The organism is Polycladomyces subterraneus (assembly GCF_030433435.1).
Taxonomy (GTDB): domain Bacteria; phylum Bacillota; class Bacilli; order Thermoactinomycetales; family JIR-001; genus Polycladomyces; species Polycladomyces subterraneus.
Genome location: NZ_JANRHH010000003.1, coordinates 43,099 through 62,630, shown reverse-complemented (window position 1 = coordinate 62,630; position 19,532 = coordinate 43,099). Strand labels below are relative to the sequence as shown.

Annotated in this window: 15 protein-coding genes and 1 pseudogene; 10 read left to right on the top strand and 6 right to left on the bottom strand. The window is 48.8% G+C overall.

What is annotated here, in order from left to right; genetic code table 11:
• Positions 1 to 289 precede the first annotated feature (289 nt).
• Positions 290 to 1,402 (bottom strand): hypothetical protein, encoded by a 1,113-nt coding sequence (locus tag NWF35_RS00425; protein ID WP_301237139.1) that lies wholly within the window; start codon positions 1,400 to 1,402, stop codon positions 290 to 292.
• Between the two features lie 170 nt (positions 1,403 to 1,572).
• Between NWF35_RS00425 and NWF35_RS00420 the strand changes: the two genes are divergently transcribed.
• Positions 1,573 to 1,980: a gamma-glutamylcyclotransferase family protein gene (locus tag NWF35_RS00420; RefSeq protein WP_301237138.1), complete on the top strand. Its 408-nt coding sequence runs from the start codon at positions 1,573 to 1,575 to the stop codon at positions 1,978 to 1,980.
• A gap of 400 nt (positions 1,981 to 2,380) precedes the next feature.
• Here NWF35_RS00420 and NWF35_RS00415 read toward each other — a convergent pair whose 3' ends face one another.
• Entirely contained in the window at positions 2,381 to 3,712 is a 1,332-nt protein-coding gene (locus NWF35_RS00415) for a tetratricopeptide repeat protein (protein WP_301237137.1), read from the bottom strand.
• 589 nt (positions 3,713 to 4,301) lie between these two features.
• Entirely contained in the window at positions 4,302 to 5,507 is a 1,206-nt protein-coding gene (locus tag NWF35_RS00410) for a multidrug effflux MFS transporter (protein ID WP_301237136.1), read from the bottom strand.
• A 258-nt stretch (positions 5,508 to 5,765) separates the two neighbouring features.
• On the opposite strand from NWF35_RS00410, the pseudogene NWF35_RS00405 reads away from it, so the two are divergent.
• Both NWF35_RS00405 and NWF35_RS00400 read left to right on the top strand, forming a co-directional pair.
• A pseudogene (locus tag NWF35_RS00405) lies at positions 5,766 to 6,361 on the top strand (DsbA family oxidoreductase).
• Between the two features lie 762 nt (positions 6,362 to 7,123).
• The gene (locus tag NWF35_RS00400) at positions 7,124 to 9,172 is read left to right on the top strand and encodes a thioredoxin domain-containing protein (protein ID WP_301237135.1); all 2,049 of its coding nucleotides are present in this window, start codon (positions 7,124 to 7,126) and stop codon (positions 9,170 to 9,172) included.
• A gap of 185 nt (positions 9,173 to 9,357) precedes the next feature.
• Here the strand turns inward: NWF35_RS00400 and NWF35_RS00395 are convergent, their stop codons facing one another.
• On the bottom strand, positions 9,358 to 10,062 hold the full coding sequence (locus NWF35_RS00395; RefSeq protein ID WP_301237134.1) for a glycoside hydrolase family 25 protein: 705 nt from the start codon (positions 10,060 to 10,062) through the stop codon (positions 9,358 to 9,360).
• A gap of 195 nt (positions 10,063 to 10,257) precedes the next feature.
• Entirely contained in the window at positions 10,258 to 10,458 is a 201-nt protein-coding gene (locus NWF35_RS00390; RefSeq protein WP_301237133.1) for a YhzD family protein, read from the bottom strand.
• Positions 10,459 to 10,664: 206 nt separating this feature from the next.
• Between NWF35_RS00390 and NWF35_RS00385 the strand changes: the two genes are divergently transcribed.
• The 5 genes from NWF35_RS00385 (at position 10,665) to NWF35_RS00365 (ending at position 17,270) form a co-directional block, all read left to right on the top strand.
• Positions 10,665 to 11,975 carry a multicopper oxidase family protein gene (locus NWF35_RS00385; protein WP_301237132.1) on the top strand — a complete coding sequence of 437 codons (1,311 nt, stop codon included), beginning with the start codon at positions 10,665 to 10,667 and terminating at the stop codon, positions 11,973 to 11,975.
• A 775-nt stretch (positions 11,976 to 12,750) separates the two neighbouring features.
• A complete protein-coding gene (locus NWF35_RS00380; RefSeq protein WP_301237131.1) occupies positions 12,751 to 12,951 on the top strand; it encodes a hypothetical protein in 201 nt (66 codons plus the stop codon).
• Between the two features lie 160 nt (positions 12,952 to 13,111).
• On the top strand, positions 13,112 to 14,416 hold the full coding sequence (locus tag NWF35_RS00375; RefSeq protein WP_301237130.1) for an NCS2 family permease: 1,305 nt from the start codon (positions 13,112 to 13,114) through the stop codon (positions 14,414 to 14,416).
• Between the two features lie 242 nt (positions 14,417 to 14,658).
• Positions 14,659 to 15,840: an MFS transporter gene (locus NWF35_RS00370; protein ID WP_363321516.1), complete on the top strand. Its 1,182-nt coding sequence runs from the start codon at positions 14,659 to 14,661 to the stop codon at positions 15,838 to 15,840.
• A gap of 221 nt (positions 15,841 to 16,061) precedes the next feature.
• On the top strand, positions 16,062 to 17,270 hold the full coding sequence (locus NWF35_RS00365; RefSeq protein WP_301237129.1) for an MFS transporter: 1,209 nt from the start codon (positions 16,062 to 16,064) through the stop codon (positions 17,268 to 17,270).
• On the opposite strand, the gene NWF35_RS00360 is transcribed toward NWF35_RS00365, so the two are convergent.
• Positions 17,256 to 18,491 (bottom strand): ATP-binding protein, encoded by a 1,236-nt coding sequence (locus tag NWF35_RS00360; protein ID WP_301237128.1) that lies wholly within the window; start codon positions 18,489 to 18,491, stop codon positions 17,256 to 17,258. The genes NWF35_RS00365 and NWF35_RS00360 overlap by 15 nt on opposite strands.
• A 550-nt stretch (positions 18,492 to 19,041) precedes the next feature.
• Here NWF35_RS00360 and NWF35_RS00355 point away from each other — a divergent pair.
• Both NWF35_RS00355 and NWF35_RS00350 read left to right on the top strand, forming a co-directional pair.
• Positions 19,042 to 19,218 carry an H-type small acid-soluble spore protein gene (locus NWF35_RS00355; protein ID WP_301237127.1) on the top strand — a complete coding sequence of 59 codons (177 nt, stop codon included), beginning with the start codon at positions 19,042 to 19,044 and terminating at the stop codon, positions 19,216 to 19,218.
• 148 nt (positions 19,219 to 19,366) lie between these two features.
• Positions 19,367 to 19,513, top strand: coding sequence for a hypothetical protein (locus tag NWF35_RS00350; protein ID WP_301237126.1), 147 nt, complete (start codon positions 19,367 to 19,369; stop codon positions 19,511 to 19,513).
• Positions 19,514 to 19,532: the final 19 nt, after the last annotated feature.

Genomic DNA, 19,532 nt, shown 5'->3' with positions numbered 1-19,532 from the left:
TATTTGGTAGACCATACAAAATGATAATTTAGGTTATAAACTGCTGATCCTGTTGACTTCCAAGACCCTTTTTTAATACCATTATGATAATACCAATATAACGGAATTGTCAATCTATAAAAAATGCGAGGGGGTCCGTGTATCCCCTCAATAAATTGAGGGGGATTACAGCCCCCTCGCGCTCCCCCATTTTTCTAATATATCCTAAACGTACGTTTTTCCGAAATGGTAAGATGTCCCCCTAGGAGCCGGTGCCCATCCGGATGGTTCTATGGCCTTTTTCCCTTTATCAATTCACCGTTTGGTTTTGACTCACCCGACGTTGCGAAAGACGGGAGCGCAACGTGCGATGCAGGAAAAACACTCCGGCCAACAGAAAAGCATAGAATAGCGGGAGTATGATGGGGTCCAACGGATACCCCATGATTTTACGGATTTGCCAGGGCCCCAGCGACAAGGGAACCAGATAAGCGAGATACGGGAGGACAGGATGACTTCGCATCCCCCATCGCAGGATCAGCCACGCTATCCCCCAGATGACGGTGCTCCATATGACATGGTTCAGCCATAATCGGTTGGTACCCCACCACAACCCCTCGGGATCAGCGTAGGACAATACCCATTCCTTTTTCGGCAATCGGTTCAACTTCGCTTCATATCGGCCGCTCCCGGTCGGTTTCAGCGGGATGTTGGAATGGAGGACATAGTGGGACGGCATGGTCACACGCAAGTGAACCAACGGTTCACCAGACCAGAAGTCCGCGGGGGTGAGTATATACCTTTGCGAAAAGACAGGGTGAACAACATCCCGATCGTAATATCCTCCGGAAATCGTGTAACGGAAATGGATGGTGAGGGTTTCACCCTTTCGGATCTGTAGTGGGATTTTGATGCCGTTTATCGTTATAGAACTGGCCCCTTTCCCGAGCAGGGGTCGGTTATCGATGGGATCGCGAACCGGATCGACGATCTTTGCCCGCCAGTTGCGAATCGTCACGGCCATCGCAGGTTTCAGCGGAAGGGGTTGCCCGTTCACGGTCACCTTGAAATGATGCATGGCCTGAAGACGTTTCACGATTTCCTCCGGCTCAAAACCGAACCTCGGTGTGACGAACAACATCGTGAACCGTTTTGCTTGACCGCTTTCATTCAGCAGTTGGTACCGGACCTCTACATCTGCAGGTTTCATGGTCCACCATTGGTCCCCGTTCTCATGAAGAGTATAATGGACTTGTTCAGAAACAAGGCGGACGTTGGAATCCGGATCAAACTGCAAACCACCGAAACGACCGTTTTGCTGAGTGGTGTAGATGGGACCGCCGTTCGCATCGGCGACGGGTAAGGGAAAAAGGATGGCATAAACGGAACAACAAAGGAAGATGAGCATCACAAATGTTCGCATGGGATACCTCATGAGAATCGGATTCCCACTGTGAGGTTGGGTGCGGGTATTTGGGATATCGATGCCGTGGGGAATTATTGTTTGAAAATTCACAGTAGGTATCTTTAATATACCAATTAGAGGTAGAAGAGAAAACCTACTTTTTTCCCAATGCAAGAGGGGGATCAAGCATGCATAGATTGCCCATCTTTGTTTACGGTTCTCTGCGTCCAGGAAGTATCCATTATGACCGTCTGTTGAAAGGGAAGACAGTAAAAGAAACACCGGCCCGTGTACGTGGGTCCCTCTATGCGCATGTTTCGCTTCCCTGGCCCTGTCTGGTGCCGGGAGACGGCGAGGTGAAGGGAGAGTTGATCCATATCGCACAGGATGTATACGACAGAGTGATGGTTGCGCTGGATGATTGGGAGGATTACGATCCCCATGACGAGTCCGGCAGTCTATATCTGCGCAAAGTTGTTATCGCCATGACGGCTGATGGCAGGGAGGAACAGGCGTGGTGCTATTTTTGGAATGGAAGCGGGAGGGAATTGGGAGAACGAGTGGAAGACGGCGATTGGTCCAAACGATATGTTTGAGACACTCAAATGTTGTGCCAAGCTATGTGTGCAAACCGGCACCTCAGGACTTGGTATTAAAGAGGAAGCGTCCCCATCCGCACCAACGATTCGGACGACACTAACGTAGAAATCATCAAGGTGTCCAATTTGAGCAATGTCCGGGACTACTTATCCATCACCTCAAAGGAGGCAATAATGGTACACTTGATTACAAAAAAACCCCTCTAGTGAGGGGGTAAACTAAATCCTGGCAGGTCTTGGATCAGAATCAAGTTTGATAGCAGGTCTTGGATCGGAATCAAGTTTGATACCGATTACTTTAGCTTCTTTGTGCGGAATGCTTTTGTAATCTAGTTGATCCAAAAAATGGATACCGTGTAGGGAAAGTAGCAATACAAAAACAACGGTGGATAGGAACTTATAGAATGTCACCATAATCTCCTCCATCACTCATTTCCTTCTCCAAAGTAACTGCTACTTCATACATATTTTCTAAATAGGCTGCAAATTCCTCTTTGTTCTCGTTTTTTTTGAGCTGAGCGAGACGGAAGAGAACTTTATGTTCCAATCTTTTTTGATTGTATTTCCTAGCCAGATCCAATGCTTTTTCATATAATTCAATCGCTTTTACTGAGTTACTCTGTTCTTTATAAAAATCACCAGATACTAAGTAAACAAAGAAAGCAGGTACTACGTTTGCTGCTTTGGCCAATAATTCAGCTTTGTCAAGCAACTCTTTTGCTTTAATCCAATTTTTTTGTTTAATATAAACAATAGACAATTTAGTATATGCCTCAACCAAGCTGTTCTTTGATTGCGGGCAACCAATTGTTAATGCCGATTTAAAGCAAATTTCTGCATTATACAATTCATTCATTGATAGGTAAGTGCTACCCAATGATTTCCAGAGATAAAATAAAGAAATGTTATCGCTGTTAAGCCTTGCTAGCTCGATCCCTTCTTTAGCATATTGAATAGCTTCATCATACATTTTGGATCGCTTCAAAAGAATAACACGGATATCATAAAAATGAAGAGCGGTATGATTATCCATTTCATGGAGATATCTCCATGATTCGTTCACAACTTTCATGGCTTCGCCAAATCGACCGAGTTTTTCAAGATAGCGTGCTCTGTTGCAGTTGATAACATGCTTCAACTGTTTAAATTCTCCATCTTCGTTGAAAGCATCAGCTGCATTTTCTGTGTATTGTAGTGCTTGAATCAAATCGTTTTGAAAATAATAACAGATTCCAAGATCATTGAAACTACGAGCTTCAATGTTATCTTTTCTTCCATATGAATTCGTTGCAGATAGACGGATCGCATTCAAAAAACATTTTTCTGCCTTTTTCCAATCAGGCTTTTTTGTGTAGCATTTTCCTCTTAGGTAATGAACATGTGCAGCGTATTTGTGATCATCGCTCAATTGAAGGTCGTTCAAAAGGCTGAGCAATTCGTTGGGATCGGCGTAATCCAACATTGATTCAATCGACAACAAGCGTAGTTTCAGCCGATCCAACTCATTCTCTTCGCTTTCCAGGATTTGAGGAATATCATCCATAGTGAGGCCCAATTTCTCAAGAAGGTACATCACCTTATCCATGCTGACGTGGGGAACACCGCGTTCGATATTGCTGACTGTGGCGGGGGAGATGTTTTCGTCTGCTATATCTTCCAAACGGAGACCGCTTTCTTTCCGAACTTTCCGAATCAAGGAACCAATTTGAAGGATATCAAATTCGCTCACGCAGGACACCCCTTTGATTCCATTCTCTGATCACTACTATCATACATGAACTTTCACTATTTGGAAATAGGGTGAGTTAAAAAAAGTGATAGAGCGATATATTTTTGATGAGGCATGGGAGATGGAGGGAGGAACTGTCATATAACCCCTTCTCGTTCGAAAGTAAATGAAAAAAGTTTCAGTCGATGCCGTTCGTCTTGCTGGTAAGAGGATTTTCTGGAAAGATAGAAAATTTTTCTCCCTAAGGGGAATACTTGAATCTCCTTTCTTTTGGTTTTCTTTCCGAACACCTGGTGCTGCGAGAGACACCCAGGGGTTGTTCGGTAACGCTAAAGAAGACATGAAAAGAACGTACCCACCGTTGCTTATGCGGATATGTGGCAGACAGAGTTGTCAATGCCGTAGGAAATATCCTGCATCAAGCGATGGGATACGTTCGAACCGAGATACGGACAATAAAAACGAAACCTTTTCCAGGATTGGACGAAGCTTTTTTGGTTGGATGGATGTGGGTTGCCACGCCGGATGAAGCGAGAAGCCCACGGCGACCAGAGGGGGTGCCTCTGGTGCTTTAACCGTGTGAAGCAAGTCACCGTCTCACCAATAAGAAGAAACTCAGTAGAGCCCCGATGTCGCAGACAGCGATGACGATCCCCATCGGAACCGCGGTGTCACTACCACCGACACCGACTAAAGGTGCGACCGTCGCCCCAATCACAAAGGGAATCACTCCCAGCAGAGCTGAGGCACTGCCGGCCGATCGCGCCTGATTTTGCATAGCCAGTGAAAAGCAGGTGGTTACGACAATCCCGACGCTCGATACGACCACGAACAGGGACGGTATTATACCGATCAGTCCCACTCCTAGCAGAATTGCCGTAAGCAGGGCGGTTCCCCCAATTGCGGCGTATACAATCCCGACGGTGAGTAATTTGGTTTCACTGATACGACCTACCAGTCGACCGGTGATTTGACTGGCGAGGATGAGCCCGAACGCGTTGGCGGCAAAAAACAGACTGAATCCTTGTGGGGACACGCCAAAGATATTTTGCAGAACAAACGGTGATCCCGATATATACGCAAACATAGCGGCCATCACCAGACCTTGTGACCACGCATATCCCATAAAGGCACGGTCTTTGATCAGGCCGCGGTAGGTGGAAAGCGTCTGTTTCAAGCTTCCCTCCGAACGATATTGGCTGGGCAGAGTTTCAGGCAATTTGAAGGCAACAGTCAGAAGGATGGCGATACTTATAATCCCCAGTACCAGAAACACCCCGTGCCAGGAGGTGATGCGCAACAACTGCCCACCGATCACCGGGGCCAAGATGGGTGCCAACCCGTTGACCAGCATCAAAAGAGAGAAAAATCTGGCAATCTCAGAACCTGAGTAGAGATCACGCACGATGGCACGCGCGATCACAATACCACCGGATCCCGTCATCCCTTGGGCGAAACGAAGGAGAATAAGTGCCCAGATCGAGGGGACCAACACGCACAGGATTGAAGAGGTAGCGTAGACAACCAGTGATGTGATCAATGGGGTGCGGCGCCCGTTGATATCACTGATCGGTCCCATCAACAGTTGTCCGAACGCCAATCCCAACAAGCAAGCAGTCAAACTGAGCTGGGCAAGGGAGGTACTGGTGTGCAAATCGTTGGCGAGAGCGGGTAATGCAGGCAAGTACATATCAATAGACAAAGGTCCAAGTGCAGTCAACATGCCAAGGATAGCAGCCAACCCAAAACGATGTGAGGGTGTCAACGTCTGTGGTTTTGTATTGACGGCATCCATATATCGCTTTCACGACTCCTTTCTGTGATTGGATCGCAATTCAAAAGAGAGTTCTACAATAACCGGTGCGACAGATCACACCAATCCGTTCGTTGACAGGACAGACTAATTTCAGTAACATATTTATGATAAGCCGGTAATAAATAGTAAGTCAATTGTTTTTAAGCAGGATGTCGACAAACGTTCAATTTTCAATTAAATGATATGGTACCACAATATCCTTGCATGCATGGAAGCGAGGATGAAGGAGAATCCAATATGTCGCTTACAATAAAAGCGTATTTTGATTATGTCTGTCCTTTTTGTTTTTTGGGGGAATCCCAGCTGAGGGAAGCCGTCAAAGGAAAAGAGGTGAAAGTGGAATGGATGCCGTTTGAATTGCGTCCCTACCCGAACCCTCCTATAGATCCATGGAAGGAACCGGGCAAATTGGAAGGCTGGAAGACCGTGATCCGTCCCTATGCTGAAAAATGGGGAGTAGAAATGAAGCTGCCGCCGTTTTCCCCGCATCCTTATACGCGTTTGGCAATGGAAGGACTCCAATATGCCAAAGCACATGGAGTAGCCGATGCGTACCATCAACGGATATTCACGGCGTTTTTCCAAGAGGGGCAAAATATCGGGGAGATTGATGTATTGTCAAAATTGGCAGGGGAAGTGGGTTTGGATGCCGCTGATTTTCAAAACGCGTTGGAAACGGGCAAATACTGGGAAGCCCATCTGGTCGCCCTTCGGCATGCTTACGAAGAAGCCGACATTCACGCGGTACCCACTTATGTATAGGAAAAAAAGTAGTTCAGGGGATACGAAGCAAGGAAGAGTTGGAAAAGATCATCGAGCAGGAAATGGCTTGAGCGAGGTGAGTGAAGCCTCGCTTTTTTGTGCCTCGCTTTTATGTTATGGTGGGATTATCTAAAACAAAAGGCCTCTAACGGAAATTCTCCCTGAAACACGTTATTGAACTATACTTAACAAATAAGATTTGGAGGTTAGAGAAGTTTATCGAAAAGTCTATAATGGCGCTCCTGTTGACACTCCACACGGCAAAAGCGTGGGATTCTTGAGTGGTTAACGCCCTCAGTCCATTTCTGTTTCGGGCAACCCTCAAGCTAGGGGTGTGTCATCACCCCGTCCCATATGGTTCTGTGCGACCGGGCACATGTACCCACATGGGCGGCGTACCTGTTACCAGTACGCTAGTTCCTTTTTCTCACTCTCATGGTTTTACCCAGTGGGAGAGATTAGTTCGCCACTGGAACCTCATACCATGACGTACACAGGAACAAACCCACTACCAGTGGGATGAGCACCGCTCATATGTTCGATTATACAGCAAATTGGTTGCTCTTGCCATCCCCAAAAGGGGATGCCGAGTAACACCGCCTTTCATCCCACGATTGAAACCGTGGGCTTTCAGGCGGCTTTATCTGTAAAAGACCGAAGCAAATTGATACCGAACTCAATGAATCATATAAACCAGTAATGGATCACATTGTTTGGAAGAGAACAACAGAGGATAGACTGGAGATAATCATAAATTTCATGTAAGGGACCATTGTGTATAAAACCTGTAACCCGCAAGTTAGTCATCCATATGAAAGGTGGATGAAATATTGATGAAACGAAAACCCAACCGCCTGATCAACGAAAAATCCCCTTACCTTCTCCAACACGCATACAACCCGGTCGATTGGTACCCGTGGGGGGATGAAGCATTTGAGAAGGCCAAGCGGGAGGACAAGCCGGTTTTCCTCTCCATCGGCTACAGTACTTGTCATTGGTGTCATGTGATGGAGAGAGAATCGTTCGAAGACCCGGAAGTAGCGGAGGTGCTCAACCGGGACTTCGTCTCGATAAAGGTGGATCGGGAGGAGCGCCCCGATGTGGATCACATTTACATGACTGTGTGCCAAGCGATCACCGGCCATGGTGGGTGGCCGCTGACGATCATCATGACACCGGACAAGAAGCCGTTTTTTGCCGGGACGTATTTTCCCAAAGAGTCGCGGTACGGTCGCCGTGGTTTAATGGAGATCCTGCAACGGATCGCATTGGTTTGGAAGCAGGACCGGTCCAATATGTTACGGGCCGGGGATAAGATTACGGAATTGCTAGAGAAGAATCTGGACCCCGTGGCGGAAGGCGAATTAACAGAGGAAGTGTTGGACCGGGCGTTTGAACAGTTTCGTTCTCAATTCGATCCGCGTTGGGGCGGGTTCGGTGATGCGCCCAAGTTTCCGCGTCCGCACGATTTCCTCTTTTTGTTGCGCTATTGGAAACAGACAGGAAACCGGCACGCGTTGGAGATGGTGGAACGGACGCTGACGATGATGCACCGGGGTGGTATCTACGATCATCTGGGGTACGGGTTTGCCCGGTATTCAGTGGATGAACGATGGCTGGTCCCGCATTTTGAGAAGATGCTGTATGACAACGCCTTGCTGGCGTTGGCCTATCTGGAGGCGTACCAGGCGACGGGCAAGGAGCTCTACGCACAGGTGGCGCGGGAGATTTTTACCTACGTCTTACGGGACATGACCGATCTCGAGGGTGGCTTCTATTCGGCAGAGGATGCCGACTCGGAAGGAGAGGAAGGCAAATTCTATGTGTGGACGTCGGAAGAAATCCAGGACATATTGGGCGAAGCGGACGGAGAATTGTTTGCCGAGTGCTACGGGGTGACGCAGGAAGGAAACTTCGAGGGCAAAAACATTCTCAACCTCCTCGATGTCTCTTGGGAAACGATTGCTACACGCAAAGGGATGACGCTGCATGAATTGGAACGGAAAATGAGCGAAGCGCGGAAACAACTGTTTGAGGTGCGGGAGAAGCGGTTTCATCCGCACAAGGACGACAAGATTCTCACCTCATGGAACGGTCTGATGATCGCGGCACTGGCCCATGGCGGTCGCGTGTTGGGAGACGAGCGCTATATTGCTGCAGCGGAAAAGGCGGTGTCGTTCATCTGGCAGCATTTACGCCGGGAAGACGGCCGTTTGATGGCCCGATACCGCGACGGTGAGGCGGCCTATCTTGCGTATGTGGACGATTATGCCTATCTTACGTGGGGATTGCTCGAGCTGTACGAGGCTGGATTGGATGTGTCTCACTTGGAAAAAGCGATCGAGCTGACCCATCAGATGCTGGATTTGTTTGCGGATGAGAAGAAAGGCGGGTTGTTCTTCTACGGACGGGACGCGGAACAGCTGCTCACCCGTCCCAAGGAGGTTTATGACGGAGCCCTGCCGTCCGGCAATTCGGTGGCCGCCTGCAACCTGATCCGATTAGCCCGGATGACAGGGGATCCAGAGTGGGAAAGCCAAGCAGAACGCCAGTTGCGCGCTTTTGGGGAAACTGTGAAACATGCGCCGATCGCTCACTCTTTCTTTCTGACGGCGGTGCAATGGGCCCTCGGTCCCACCAAGGAAATCGTGATCGTGGGCAAAAAAGATGCAGAAGATACCCGCCAAATGATTCAACAAGCGCACCGGACATATCTGCCGGATGCGGTGCTGTTATTCAAGCCGGAAGGGGAACCGACGGAGACACTGGACACGATCGCGCCTTTTACCAAGGAACAACATACAGTGGACGGACGGGCCACCGTATACGTTTGCGAGCATCATGCATGTCGTGCGCCCGCTACGGAATGGCCGTTGGCTTAAGGAAAGAGTGGGCGAGTCCGCTGACAAAAGTGTAAACCCCGATGCGAATGTGGGAGCGACTCCTATTTCCCGTCGAGCGACTCAGGCTGTCGCCACGGAGCGGAGACGGGAAATAAGAGTCGCGTGACTTTGTCAACAACCTGGTGCCTTCTTCCTCCTAAAACGGAGAGGACTTACAGATTTTCTCATCTCGCCATTTCCCGTCGAAACGCGTTGATATCTCCGTAGAAGGCGTTAATATCCACATAGGTGGGGATACCGTCAACTCGGCCACGGTTGGAATACTGCCACAGGGACCAAGACCGTTCATCCAGCGAGGGCGGTTTGAGAATATCCCGGATCCAGATGCGACAATCCTGAAAATCACCCCTGATATAGGTGTTGTAGGTATCATAGGTGACATAGAGGATCGGCTGTTTGTCGTAATGTTGCCGCAGCCGGGTGGCCATGGTCCTCAGTTCCTTTTTGACGCGTTCCCGATTGTGACCGAGATGGATTTCCACATCGATGACTGGCGGCAAGCTGTCTTTCTCTTTCGGAACGATTCGGATGAAATGAAGCGCCTGCTTTTCTCCTGAACTTCTCATCGAAAAGAAATGATAAGCACCGACCATGATCCCCTGGCGCTTTGCTTCGTTCCAATTGTAGCGGAAACGGTCATCGACGAAATCTTTCCCTTCAGTCGCTTTGATGTAAACGAAATCATATTCCTTTTCCTCTTTTACCTTGCGCCAGTCGATCTTTCCTTGATGATGGGAGACGTCCAGCCCTTTTACTTCATATTGCCTTGCAAACCATTCGTTATGCCAAATGATTCCCGTATATTCCAAAATGGCCAAGAGCAAGATGACTGCGATGCCCAAGCCAGCGGTTATGAGCTTTCGCTTCACGGAAGATCCCTTACCTTCGCGAGGTTTTCCAACCAGTCAACTCCTCCGTTCGAAAAAATTGACATGTGATTTGCATGCTTTTATGATTTCAATGCTATTTCTCACTTCTTCACTAACTTCTCTCTAAATAGGGAAAATTTTTTATTTTGACAGAAAAATAACCGCTGATCAGCGGTTTATCTTGAATCGACTGGTTTATCCCGTAATCTTTCCCTTGTGACTTTGAAATGCAATCAGTCGCCCGGATGTGTGAAAGATCCGGTGTGGGTGTTTTTCATAGTGATGCTGTTTGAGCCATTCCATTCCTTTGATCCGGGCTTCCAAATCATGATCGGCTTCCAATGGGGTATCGTGCAGTTTGTTTCCGTCTTGATCATAAACCGTCAGATGATACATACCGGATCCCCCCATCTTTGGATAGTCTATTTTGATTATCAATTATATTATACCGATTTCCACACGCAAGTGTTGAGTTTGGAATAGAAAAGCTTGCGAAGAAACAAGTAGATACCAATTATTTGGAGGGCAAAATGGGTTGACATGAGAATGATTATCAATTACGATTAATAGCGTTATCATGAGTTGGTACGGAGGGAACACAGATGTGGTGGAAACGAACGGCGATGATGATCGCCCTGCTTGCCTGGGTGGTGACAGGGTGTTCTGCGGGTGCGTCCAAAGCAACTGACCATCAGGCGAAAAAGCCGACCAAGGTATTTCATCTATATGCCGCGGATGTCAATCAGGAATTGGCTCCCGGCAAAACGCTTTATTCCTGGGGTTTTGGGTTGTGGGACCCCAAAAAGAATCAACCTGCTTCTCCCGCTACCGTTCCTGGTCCTGAATTGCGAGTGACAGAAGGGGATCATGTCAAAGTCATTTTCCACAACCGGCAAAAAGAGCCGCATACGATCCATTTCCACGGTGTGGACAATAGCTTCCAAGGTGATGGTACGCCGGGCGTCAGCCAAAAAGAAGTGGAGCAAAACGGCACTTATACGTATGAGTTTGATGCCCCGGCACCGGGAACTTATTTCTACCATTGCCATGTGGAGCCGGACCGCCATCCGGAGATGGGACTGTACGGCGCTTTCATCGTAGAGCCGAAAAAGAAGCCGCATTATGACGGGGAATTCGTCTGGATGTTGAGTGAACGCGATCCCAAGTTGAGCTTGGCGGAAGGAACAGAAGCCGGCAAATACGTCGGAACTGAAGCGGAACACGAACATCTGGATGGCGGCGATTACGATACAGTGGACCGCAAACCGAAGTTCTTCACCATCAACGGCAAAATCGATCCGGCCATCCCGCCGGTTCAGGTGAAAAAAGGTGGAAAATACTTGATCCGTTTGATCAATGCGGGTTCCGACGTTCACGTGATTCACACACACGGACATCATTTCCAAGTGATCGCCAGTGACGGGCGGCCGTTGACGAAACCGCTGACGAAAGACACCATCACGATCGGACCGGGAGAACGATACGACTTGGTTCTGACTGCCAACAACCCTGGCATCTGGCCGGTACATTGTCACATCGGCCCGCACTCCACACACGGCATGCACATGCTGATGGTGTACAAAGGGTATGAAAACCGCCTGCACATGCATGAAGGCCGCATGGGCAAGATCATGCAAGAGCTGGCGGAGATTAAAGAATTCTATCACGAGAAAAACGTGGACAAAATCAAGGTTGAATTGGGTGAGCTTTCCACCAATTATGACCAAGTGCGCGGCATCCTGGCCCAAAAGGATGCACAGCTGGCTAATAGCATCCAGCAGAGCGGTCAGGCGATTGCTCAGCAATTGACGTCTTCAAGCCCCAATTTTGATCAGTTGGGCAAACTGATCACCCAACTGGAAAATCAGCTGAACCAAGCGCAGGAAAAGTTGGGCGAAGAAGCAGCCCACTGAACCTGATCAATCTCCTCCCAATAAAACCTGAAGGCCGCATTTCCACAAAACAGCGGAGATGCGGCTTATTTTATAAAGAGCGAGCGGGAAAACCTAGCCCGAATTTTGGTACAATCTACTTAAGTGCGAGAACACTTAAAACTACTATACGAGCGAAAACTCGTTAAACTAAAATCACACTCAGGCTTGGACGAAGCCATCGTGGATGGATGTGGGTTGCCACCCAGATGAAGCGAGAAGCTCACGGCGACCTAAGGGAGTGCCTCTGGTGCTTCAGCCGTGTGGAGCAAGTCACAATAAAAACACTCGATCTCCAAATGGGATCGAGTGTTTTTTTGGGGGTTGGATTGGATCGGATCGAGCAAAGGTTGAAGAGAAGGGTAAAAATCTATTTCATCACCATAGGGTGGTGTTTACAGGAACATTCGCAAAGAGAGGATCAGCAACATCCACAGCGGCAAACTGATCGCAGTTGCATTCATGATTCCGATGACACCATTCATGGTGATACACCTCCAAATGAGATCATATTTTTCCGTTCCTCGCATCGTTGTTTACATTATAGCGCAGGGAAAAAAGATTTTGTTGAAATCAGGCGATTTGTAACCCACTTGTAAGGTTGGGTTCATCTTTGTAACAATCGTGTAACGGAAGATATTGCGAGGGTGTCGATTTTCCGATGTTTGTCGTCATTTACTTCAATATGACGAAAAAAGAGGTTTTTTCCAAATGAGGATTGGGTACAAGTGTAGAAGGAAAAAAAGGGGGAGTTTGGATGCAGACCGTCAAAAATGATCTGGCAAACCATACCGCGGAAGAGTTGAAGGATATGCTGAGCGGATTAGAGGAAGCCATGATGAAGGCAACGGAAGAAGAGTTACCTGCATTGGAAGAAAAATATGATCTGGTGGTGGAGTTGTATTACGAAAAGGTCATCGAACAAGCCGCCAGCAAGCTGTTTCAAAGGGGAGCGTAAACGAGGAGCTCCCTATTTTCAGAGTGAAAACGTTTTATTTGGCCCATACTGAAAATGGGCCTTTTTTATTGTTGTGATTTCTTGCTTTCACTCAAAAAACCGATTATTATAGTTGTTGTTGGTATAAATGTTCGTTTTTTATGCTATCAGGAGGGGTATTATGGACAAATTTTTCGGGTTCGAGGAGAAGGGAACCAATGTCCGAACGGAAGTCCTCGCGGGTCTCACCACTTTTTTGACGATGGTGTATATCGTGGTGGTCAACCCGGCGATTCTGCAAAAAGCCGGTATGGATTTTGGCGCCGTGTTTGTGGCTACGGTGCTGTCGACCGTGCTGAGTACTTTGATTATGGGGTTTTTCGCCAACTATCCGATCGCTATCGCGCCGGGGATGGGGATGAATGCCTATTTTGCTTTCAGCGTAGTGGGACATCACGGTGTCAGCTGGCAAGTGGGATTGGGCGCGATTTTGGTGGCGGGCATTTTGTTCCTGCTGTTGAGCCTCACCCAGTTCCGTGAAGGGTTGATCCGGGCTATTCCTGACGGTCTGAAACACGGCATCTCTGCCGGAATTGGTCTGTTTATCGCGTTTATCGGGCTGAAATCTGCAGGTATTATCGTTAATAATGAAGTCAATTTGGTTGGTCTGGGTGATTTCCGCCATCCTCTGACAATCCTGAGTTTGTTTGGACTGTTTGCAACATTGGTCCTGATGACATTGCGCGTCAAAGGGGCCCTGTTTATCGGCATGGTGTTGACTGCTGTCGTCGGCTGGGCATTCGGCTTGATGAAAATGCCGGCACACTGGGTTTCTGCTCCGCCCAGTATGGCGCCGACATTTGGTAAGGCCGTCGCTACGTTGCCTGAAGTGTTCCATCATGGTCTGTATGCGGTGATCTTCTCATTCTTGTTGGTGACGTTGTTTGACACGACGGGTACGATGATCGGCGTGGCCGAACAAGCGGGATTGATGAAAAACGGTACATTCCCCCGTATGAAGCAAGCGCTGTTGGCGGATGCGATCGGGATGTCCGCCGGTGCAGTGATGGGCACAACGCCGACCAGTGCCTACATCGAATCCTCCACAGGTGTTGCCACGGGCGGTCGCACCGGGTTCACCGCCGTGGTGATCAGCTTGTTGATGCTGGGGACGCTCTTTTTTGAACCGTTGGTGGAAGCGGTAGCAGGTTTGCCGGCGATCACAGCACCGTCGCTGATCATCGTCGGGTGCTTTATGATGGCCGGGTTGGCCAAAGTTCGTTGGGATCAATTTGATGAGGCGTTTCCCGCTTTTATCGTCATGTTGAGTATGCCTTTGACGTTCAGCATCGCGACGGGAATCGCGTTCGGGTTCATCGCGTATCCGTTGCTGAAGATCGTCCGCGGGCAATTCCGGGAAGTTCATCCATTGATGTACGTGTTTATGGTTCTGTTCATTTTGCAATTGGTATTCGTGCCCGCGTGATTTGATCAGGGCGTGACTGGTGATTCGTCGATCCAAGAGGAGGCAATTCAGGAACGAGAGCACATCCGGATCGATGATGATTTGACCAGACACGCCCTTTTTCTGCTGATAGACAGTCCACTTTCTGCGCTATCCTACTGTATTGCTCCTTTAACGCAGTTGCTTGAAGCCCGGTTTTTCCGTGCGCTATACTCTCCCTTGATAAATGGAAAAGAAAGAAAATAGGATGGAGTGGGAGAGTCATGGTGCAGTCGTGGTCGGAAAAACGGTTTCGCATCCTGGTGGCGATCGTGATGGCCGCCGGTTTCACGCAAGGGTTGCTCATCCCGCTGTTGTCGACACTGTTGGAGCAGCAAGGGGTGAGTTCCAGCATCAACGGGTTAAATACAGCAGCGCTTTATCTGGGAATCCTGTTGTTTGCCCCGATCAGCGGTTGGTTGGTGCCCCGATGGGGTTACCGCAAAGTAATCGTGACGGGTATTGTGATGACGACAGTGGCATTTTTCCTGTTTCCGTTGACGACGAGTATGATGGCTTGGGTGTTTCTTCGTTTTATGGTCGGTTCCGGTGATAGCATGTTGCATTACGCGACTGGATTATGGATCACCTCCACTTGCCCGTCCGGAATTCGCGGGCGGCGCATCTCCCAGTACGGTTTGTCCTACGGTCTTGGATTCGGATTGGGGCCGTTGGGGATGAATTTATTGTCGTTTGGCCAATGGGTCCCGTTTGTCGTGATGGGGGTGTTGCTTGCTGTCGTGTTGGCATTGACCATGATGCTGGAAGCAGGTGCTCCTCCGACGGAGAAAAAGGAACATAGGGAGCGGGCTCAATTGGGAGAAATTTATCGGTTGGGCTTGGTTGCTTTGTGTCCTGCTATTTTATACGGTTTTTTGGAAGCGTGTCTCTCTGGGAGTTTTCCGGTGTACGGTTTACGTGAAGGACTCTCTACGGCATGGATTTCCGCGTTGTTGAGCGCGTTTGTTTGGGGGAGTTTGTTGTTTCAAATTCCGCTCGGCATTTTGAGTGACCGGTTCGGTCGCAAGCAGGTTTTGATGACCGTTTGTACACTGGGTGCTGTCGGTATGAGCCTTGTCCCGTTTTTTATGGGTCGGCCGACCATGCTTCTGGTATTGTTCGCGCTGACCGGAGGGTTGATCGGGTCGCTCTTTTCATTAGGACTGGCCTTTTTGTCCGATATCTTGCCGGCCTCCCGTCTGCCGCAGGCTAACGCTATTGCCACGGCGCACTTCAGTGTTGGCAGCATGGTAGGACCGTATATTGGCGGCACCCTGATCCAATATTGGGGCGGCGGTAGTATGTTTTATTTCCTCGCCTTTACTCTGCTCGGGTTTGTGCTGTTGGCCTTGTTTTACCGTCCGAGTGATAAGACGGGTACACCTGTCACCTCTAAAGTCGCCTGATAGAGGAACTTTCATAAGAAGGTACAAAAAAAGCCGTTTGTTCGACCTCAGACTGTAGAGTAAATCCGTGAAACAGCCGTCTTCCGACTTAGATTGACTTGGTCGGGGGACGGCATTCGTTTATTTGCCCTACAGGATACCGCTCCTTTTTTCGGCTTCTCATCCCGTGATACAATATTGCCATTGGTGATTGATTGCTCAGAGAGAAAGGGATGACGATGATGCCGGTCCGTTCGGGGACGGTGTCCCCCTATCAGCGAAAAACGCTGTCGGATTCGCCGATTCGGCTTTTTTTCATCTGCTTGTATGCAGGTTTCGGCATTTTATTTCCGTTGTTAAGTGTGTATTTGCAGCAGGAAGTAAGGTTGTCCGGTACGCAGATCGGCTTGCTGATGTCGATCGGTCCAATCGTCATGATCATCGCCCAGCCGCTGTGGGGAGTGGTTTGCGATGTGACGCAACGTTCCAAGGCTGTCCTCATCACGACAATGATGATGACAGGCTTGAGTGCTGTTGGTTTTTTCCTCACCCGCGACTATCCTTTCATGTTGGGGATTATGGCGCTGTTATCGTTTTTTCAGGCCGCCCTGGTTCCTATATCTGACAGTATGACCATGAGTTACGTGCAAAGGACGGATGGCGACTATGGCCGATTCCGGCTGTGGGGAGCGGTCGGTTTCGCGGTGGCGGCCTATGTGATGGGCATGGCGGCACAATGGTGGGGCGTTTCGGTGATTTTTGCCGCTTTCGCTTTGACGATGGGAATGGGCGCGTGGATGGCGGGATATATGCCGGACGAACGCGTATCCTTGAAATTGAATCTGCGCGAAGGCTTATCCCGGTTGTTGCGCAACCGGCGCTATGTACTCTTTTTGTTGGCTGCTTTTTGTATCATGGGTCCCATTCAAGCCAACAACGCGTATTTCTCTTTGCTGATCCAGTCATTGGGGGGGACGATGGCGGCCAGCGGATTGGGATTTTTGTTGGCCGCCGGTAGTGAAGTGCCTTTTATGCGCTGGGCACAGACATGGATCAAACAGCATGGGATATTGGCCGTGGTATTGCTGTCGGCGCTGGTGGCGGGGATACGGTGGGGGTTGTATTTCATGGAACCACCTCTTTGGCTGGTCTACGCGTCCACACTCCTTCAAGGCGTTTCCACCGGTTTGTTTATCCCCGCCGCATTGGCATATGTTGTTGACATTACCCCTCGGGATGTGCGGTTGACAGGAGTCGCTCTGTACACCAGCATGGGTAACGGTCTGGGCAATTGGTTCTTCACATTCTTGGGTGGTGTGATAATCGACCGGTTCAGCGTCTTTACCGCCTATCTGTTTTTCGGTTTGTTAACGATGTTCGGTGCGGGTGTGATCTGGACCCTGCGAATTGCCGATCGACGGGAATTCGAGGGAGATTCAGCCCGTGGATGAAGGGGGGATTTGTACAGGCAACACAATGTCTACGCGAGTTCCCTGACCGGGTTGGCTGGTGATGGTGAGTTTGCCCCGATGGTTTTCAACGATGCGGTGGCTGACGACCAATCCCAACCCGGTGCCTTTTGCTTTGGTTGAAAAAAAGGGTTCGCTGATTTTTTGTAACTGTTCCTCAGGAATGCCGCATCCCTGATCGGTGATGCGAATCAGAACGGATCGTTCCCGGATCATACGGCATCGTATGTCGATGATTCCCCCGTTGGGCATTGCCTCGATCGCGTTTTTCAGCAAGTTGATCAACAGTTGCTTCAGTTGGTTTTCTTCTCCCATCATGGTCGGGATCTCCGAATCGAACTCGGAGATGACGATTTCTACATTGTTCATGATCGCCTGTGTATTGATCAACATGATCACCTGTTCCAGCAAACGAAGCAGATCCACCGGTGAAAATTGAATCGTTTGCGGTTTGGACAGGACGAGCAGTTCACTGACGATTTGGTCGATGCGCTCCAACTCCGCCAGCATGATGGACAGATGTTCATCCGATTGGTTGGAGTTGTGGCGTTGCAATTGCAGAAACCCTTTCAATGCCGTGAGCGGATTACGGATTTCGTGGGCTACGCCCGCAGCCAATTGGCCGACGGCTGAAAGCTTTTCGGATCGCTGCAACAGTTCGTCTGTTTTTTTATACTCGGTGATGTCTTTGGCAATGCCGTAAATGCCTGCGATACGATTTTCCTTGATCATGGGTAGATAGGAAACCTTCACTTGGACGATTTCCCCATTCTTTCGGACAATTGCTGTCTCAAAATGTTGGGGTTCCCCCTTCAACGCCCGCCGGACATGGTTCTTCACCCGTTCATAGTCTTCGGGAAGCACCCAATCTGATAGCGTCATTTGCATCATTTCGTCTACGGAATATCCGGTTAGCTTTTCACATGCGGGATTGAAGCTGGTATAGCGGCCCATGATGTCTTTGTAGTAAATAGCATCCGGGGTGCGTTCGAAAAGGGTTTTGTATTGCTGTACGCTTTCGCTCAGGGTTTTGGTTTGGTAATGAAGGAAGCTGTCGATGATGCAACCGAGAACCAAAAATGTAACAACCATCGAATAGAGCAGTCCAGAGGAATGAGGACAAACGGAAAAAAAGGAGACGATGATCGCAAATGCGAAAAATGTGACCACCGGAAATGAATACGAACGAATGTTGGAGTCCATGTGACTTCCCTCACCTTTTCACCCTTCATTCATTTCAAGGATAACAATATAATTCTACCAGAAATTTGCTATTCTCAACACATTTTTTTCGACATGATCATTTCGAAATTGCGAATCGTGTCGATTGTCGCTGCGTGACGCCATTGAGATAGGCAATCATACTTATGTAATGGTTGTATTGAGTATCATGCGGTGAACGAAAGATTTCCCGGTCAATAGGGAAAGGGATGGCGATGCCAATTCGACAAATGTGGTTTCGACAGTATGTAATACCGATAATTTAGAAAAAGATATTTCATTTTATCAGAAGTTTACGGGGAACGGACAATCCTCCATTTTCACTATCCCCCTGTCTGGTGGATGATCTGCAGAAGGCGAAAACGGTGTTGTTGCACCAAGGCCCAATTGATTGGTCGACGAGATGGTACATACGGGTGTGTCATCCGGGCGGTATGGTTGTCGAATATGTTCGATGGCGTTGAAGAAATCTCTCCGTTATGCATATTTGTCCACAGACCATCCCACAATACCTTTCAGAGGAGGGATGGTCATGGATGTCAACCGAGCCAAACAGATCGTGGAATCTCCCAAGACGATTGAAGTCCGGTATCGTGGTAAGCCGGTTTGGATTCAGCACGTAAATGACGACGGTACTGCCCGTGTGTACGAACAACAAGAGCCCGAACGGGAGATGACCGTTTCGGTTGGAGAATTACAGGAAAACTGATACATCCTCAATCTTACCGGTTCCTTTGAGAACCGGTTTTATTTTTGAACTTTTCGTTCCAAGCGGTAGGGAGATCCATTTGTTATAATACAGAGGTTTACAAACTGAGTTCTGTTATATTATAATACACTCAACAGGAGGGATTCAGATGAATCAAAAAATAGAGGAAATGGTCGACACGATTGCTGTTTGTCAAGTGTGTGGGGAAACGATTGATGATGCGGGTGACCAAGCGTTAAGCAGCTGTTGTTCGGATCAATGGGTGAACGCGCGGATCAATGACAGCTACTTCTGATGAAACGTGATTCAGTACT

Excerpts from the sequence above, each read along its gene's own strand:
- NWF35_RS00425 (WP_301237139.1), bottom strand. The coding sequence starts at position 1,402 with ATGCGAACATTTGTGATGCTCATCTTCCTTTGTTGTTCCGTTTATGCC.
- NWF35_RS00420 (WP_301237138.1), top strand. The coding sequence starts at position 1,573 with ATGCATAGATTGCCCATCTTTGTTTACGGTTCTCTGCGTCCAGGAAGT.
- NWF35_RS00410 (WP_301237136.1), bottom strand. The coding sequence starts at position 5,507 with ATGGATGCCGTCAATACAAAACCACAGACGTTGACACCCTCACATCGT.
- NWF35_RS00400 (WP_301237135.1), top strand. The coding sequence starts at position 7,124 with ATGAAACGAAAACCCAACCGCCTGATCAACGAAAAATCCCCTTACCTT.
- NWF35_RS00390 (WP_301237133.1), bottom strand. The coding sequence starts at position 10,458 with ATGTATCATCTGACGGTTTATGATCAAGACGGAAACAAACTGCACGAT.
- NWF35_RS00385 (WP_301237132.1), top strand. The coding sequence starts at position 10,665 with ATGTGGTGGAAACGAACGGCGATGATGATCGCCCTGCTTGCCTGGGTG.
- NWF35_RS00380 (WP_301237131.1), top strand. The coding sequence starts at position 12,751 with ATGCAGACCGTCAAAAATGATCTGGCAAACCATACCGCGGAAGAGTTG.
- NWF35_RS00375 (WP_301237130.1), top strand. The coding sequence starts at position 13,112 with ATGGACAAATTTTTCGGGTTCGAGGAGAAGGGAACCAATGTCCGAACG.
- NWF35_RS00370 (WP_363321516.1), top strand. The coding sequence starts at position 14,659 with ATGGTGCAGTCGTGGTCGGAAAAACGGTTTCGCATCCTGGTGGCGATC.
- NWF35_RS00365 (WP_301237129.1), top strand. The coding sequence starts at position 16,062 with ATGCCGGTCCGTTCGGGGACGGTGTCCCCCTATCAGCGAAAAACGCTG.
- NWF35_RS00360 (WP_301237128.1), bottom strand. The coding sequence starts at position 18,491 with ATGGACTCCAACATTCGTTCGTATTCATTTCCGGTGGTCACATTTTTC.
- NWF35_RS00355 (WP_301237127.1), top strand. The coding sequence starts at position 19,042 with ATGGATGTCAACCGAGCCAAACAGATCGTGGAATCTCCCAAGACGATT.
- NWF35_RS00350 (WP_301237126.1), top strand. The coding sequence starts at position 19,367 with ATGAATCAAAAAATAGAGGAAATGGTCGACACGATTGCTGTTTGTCAA.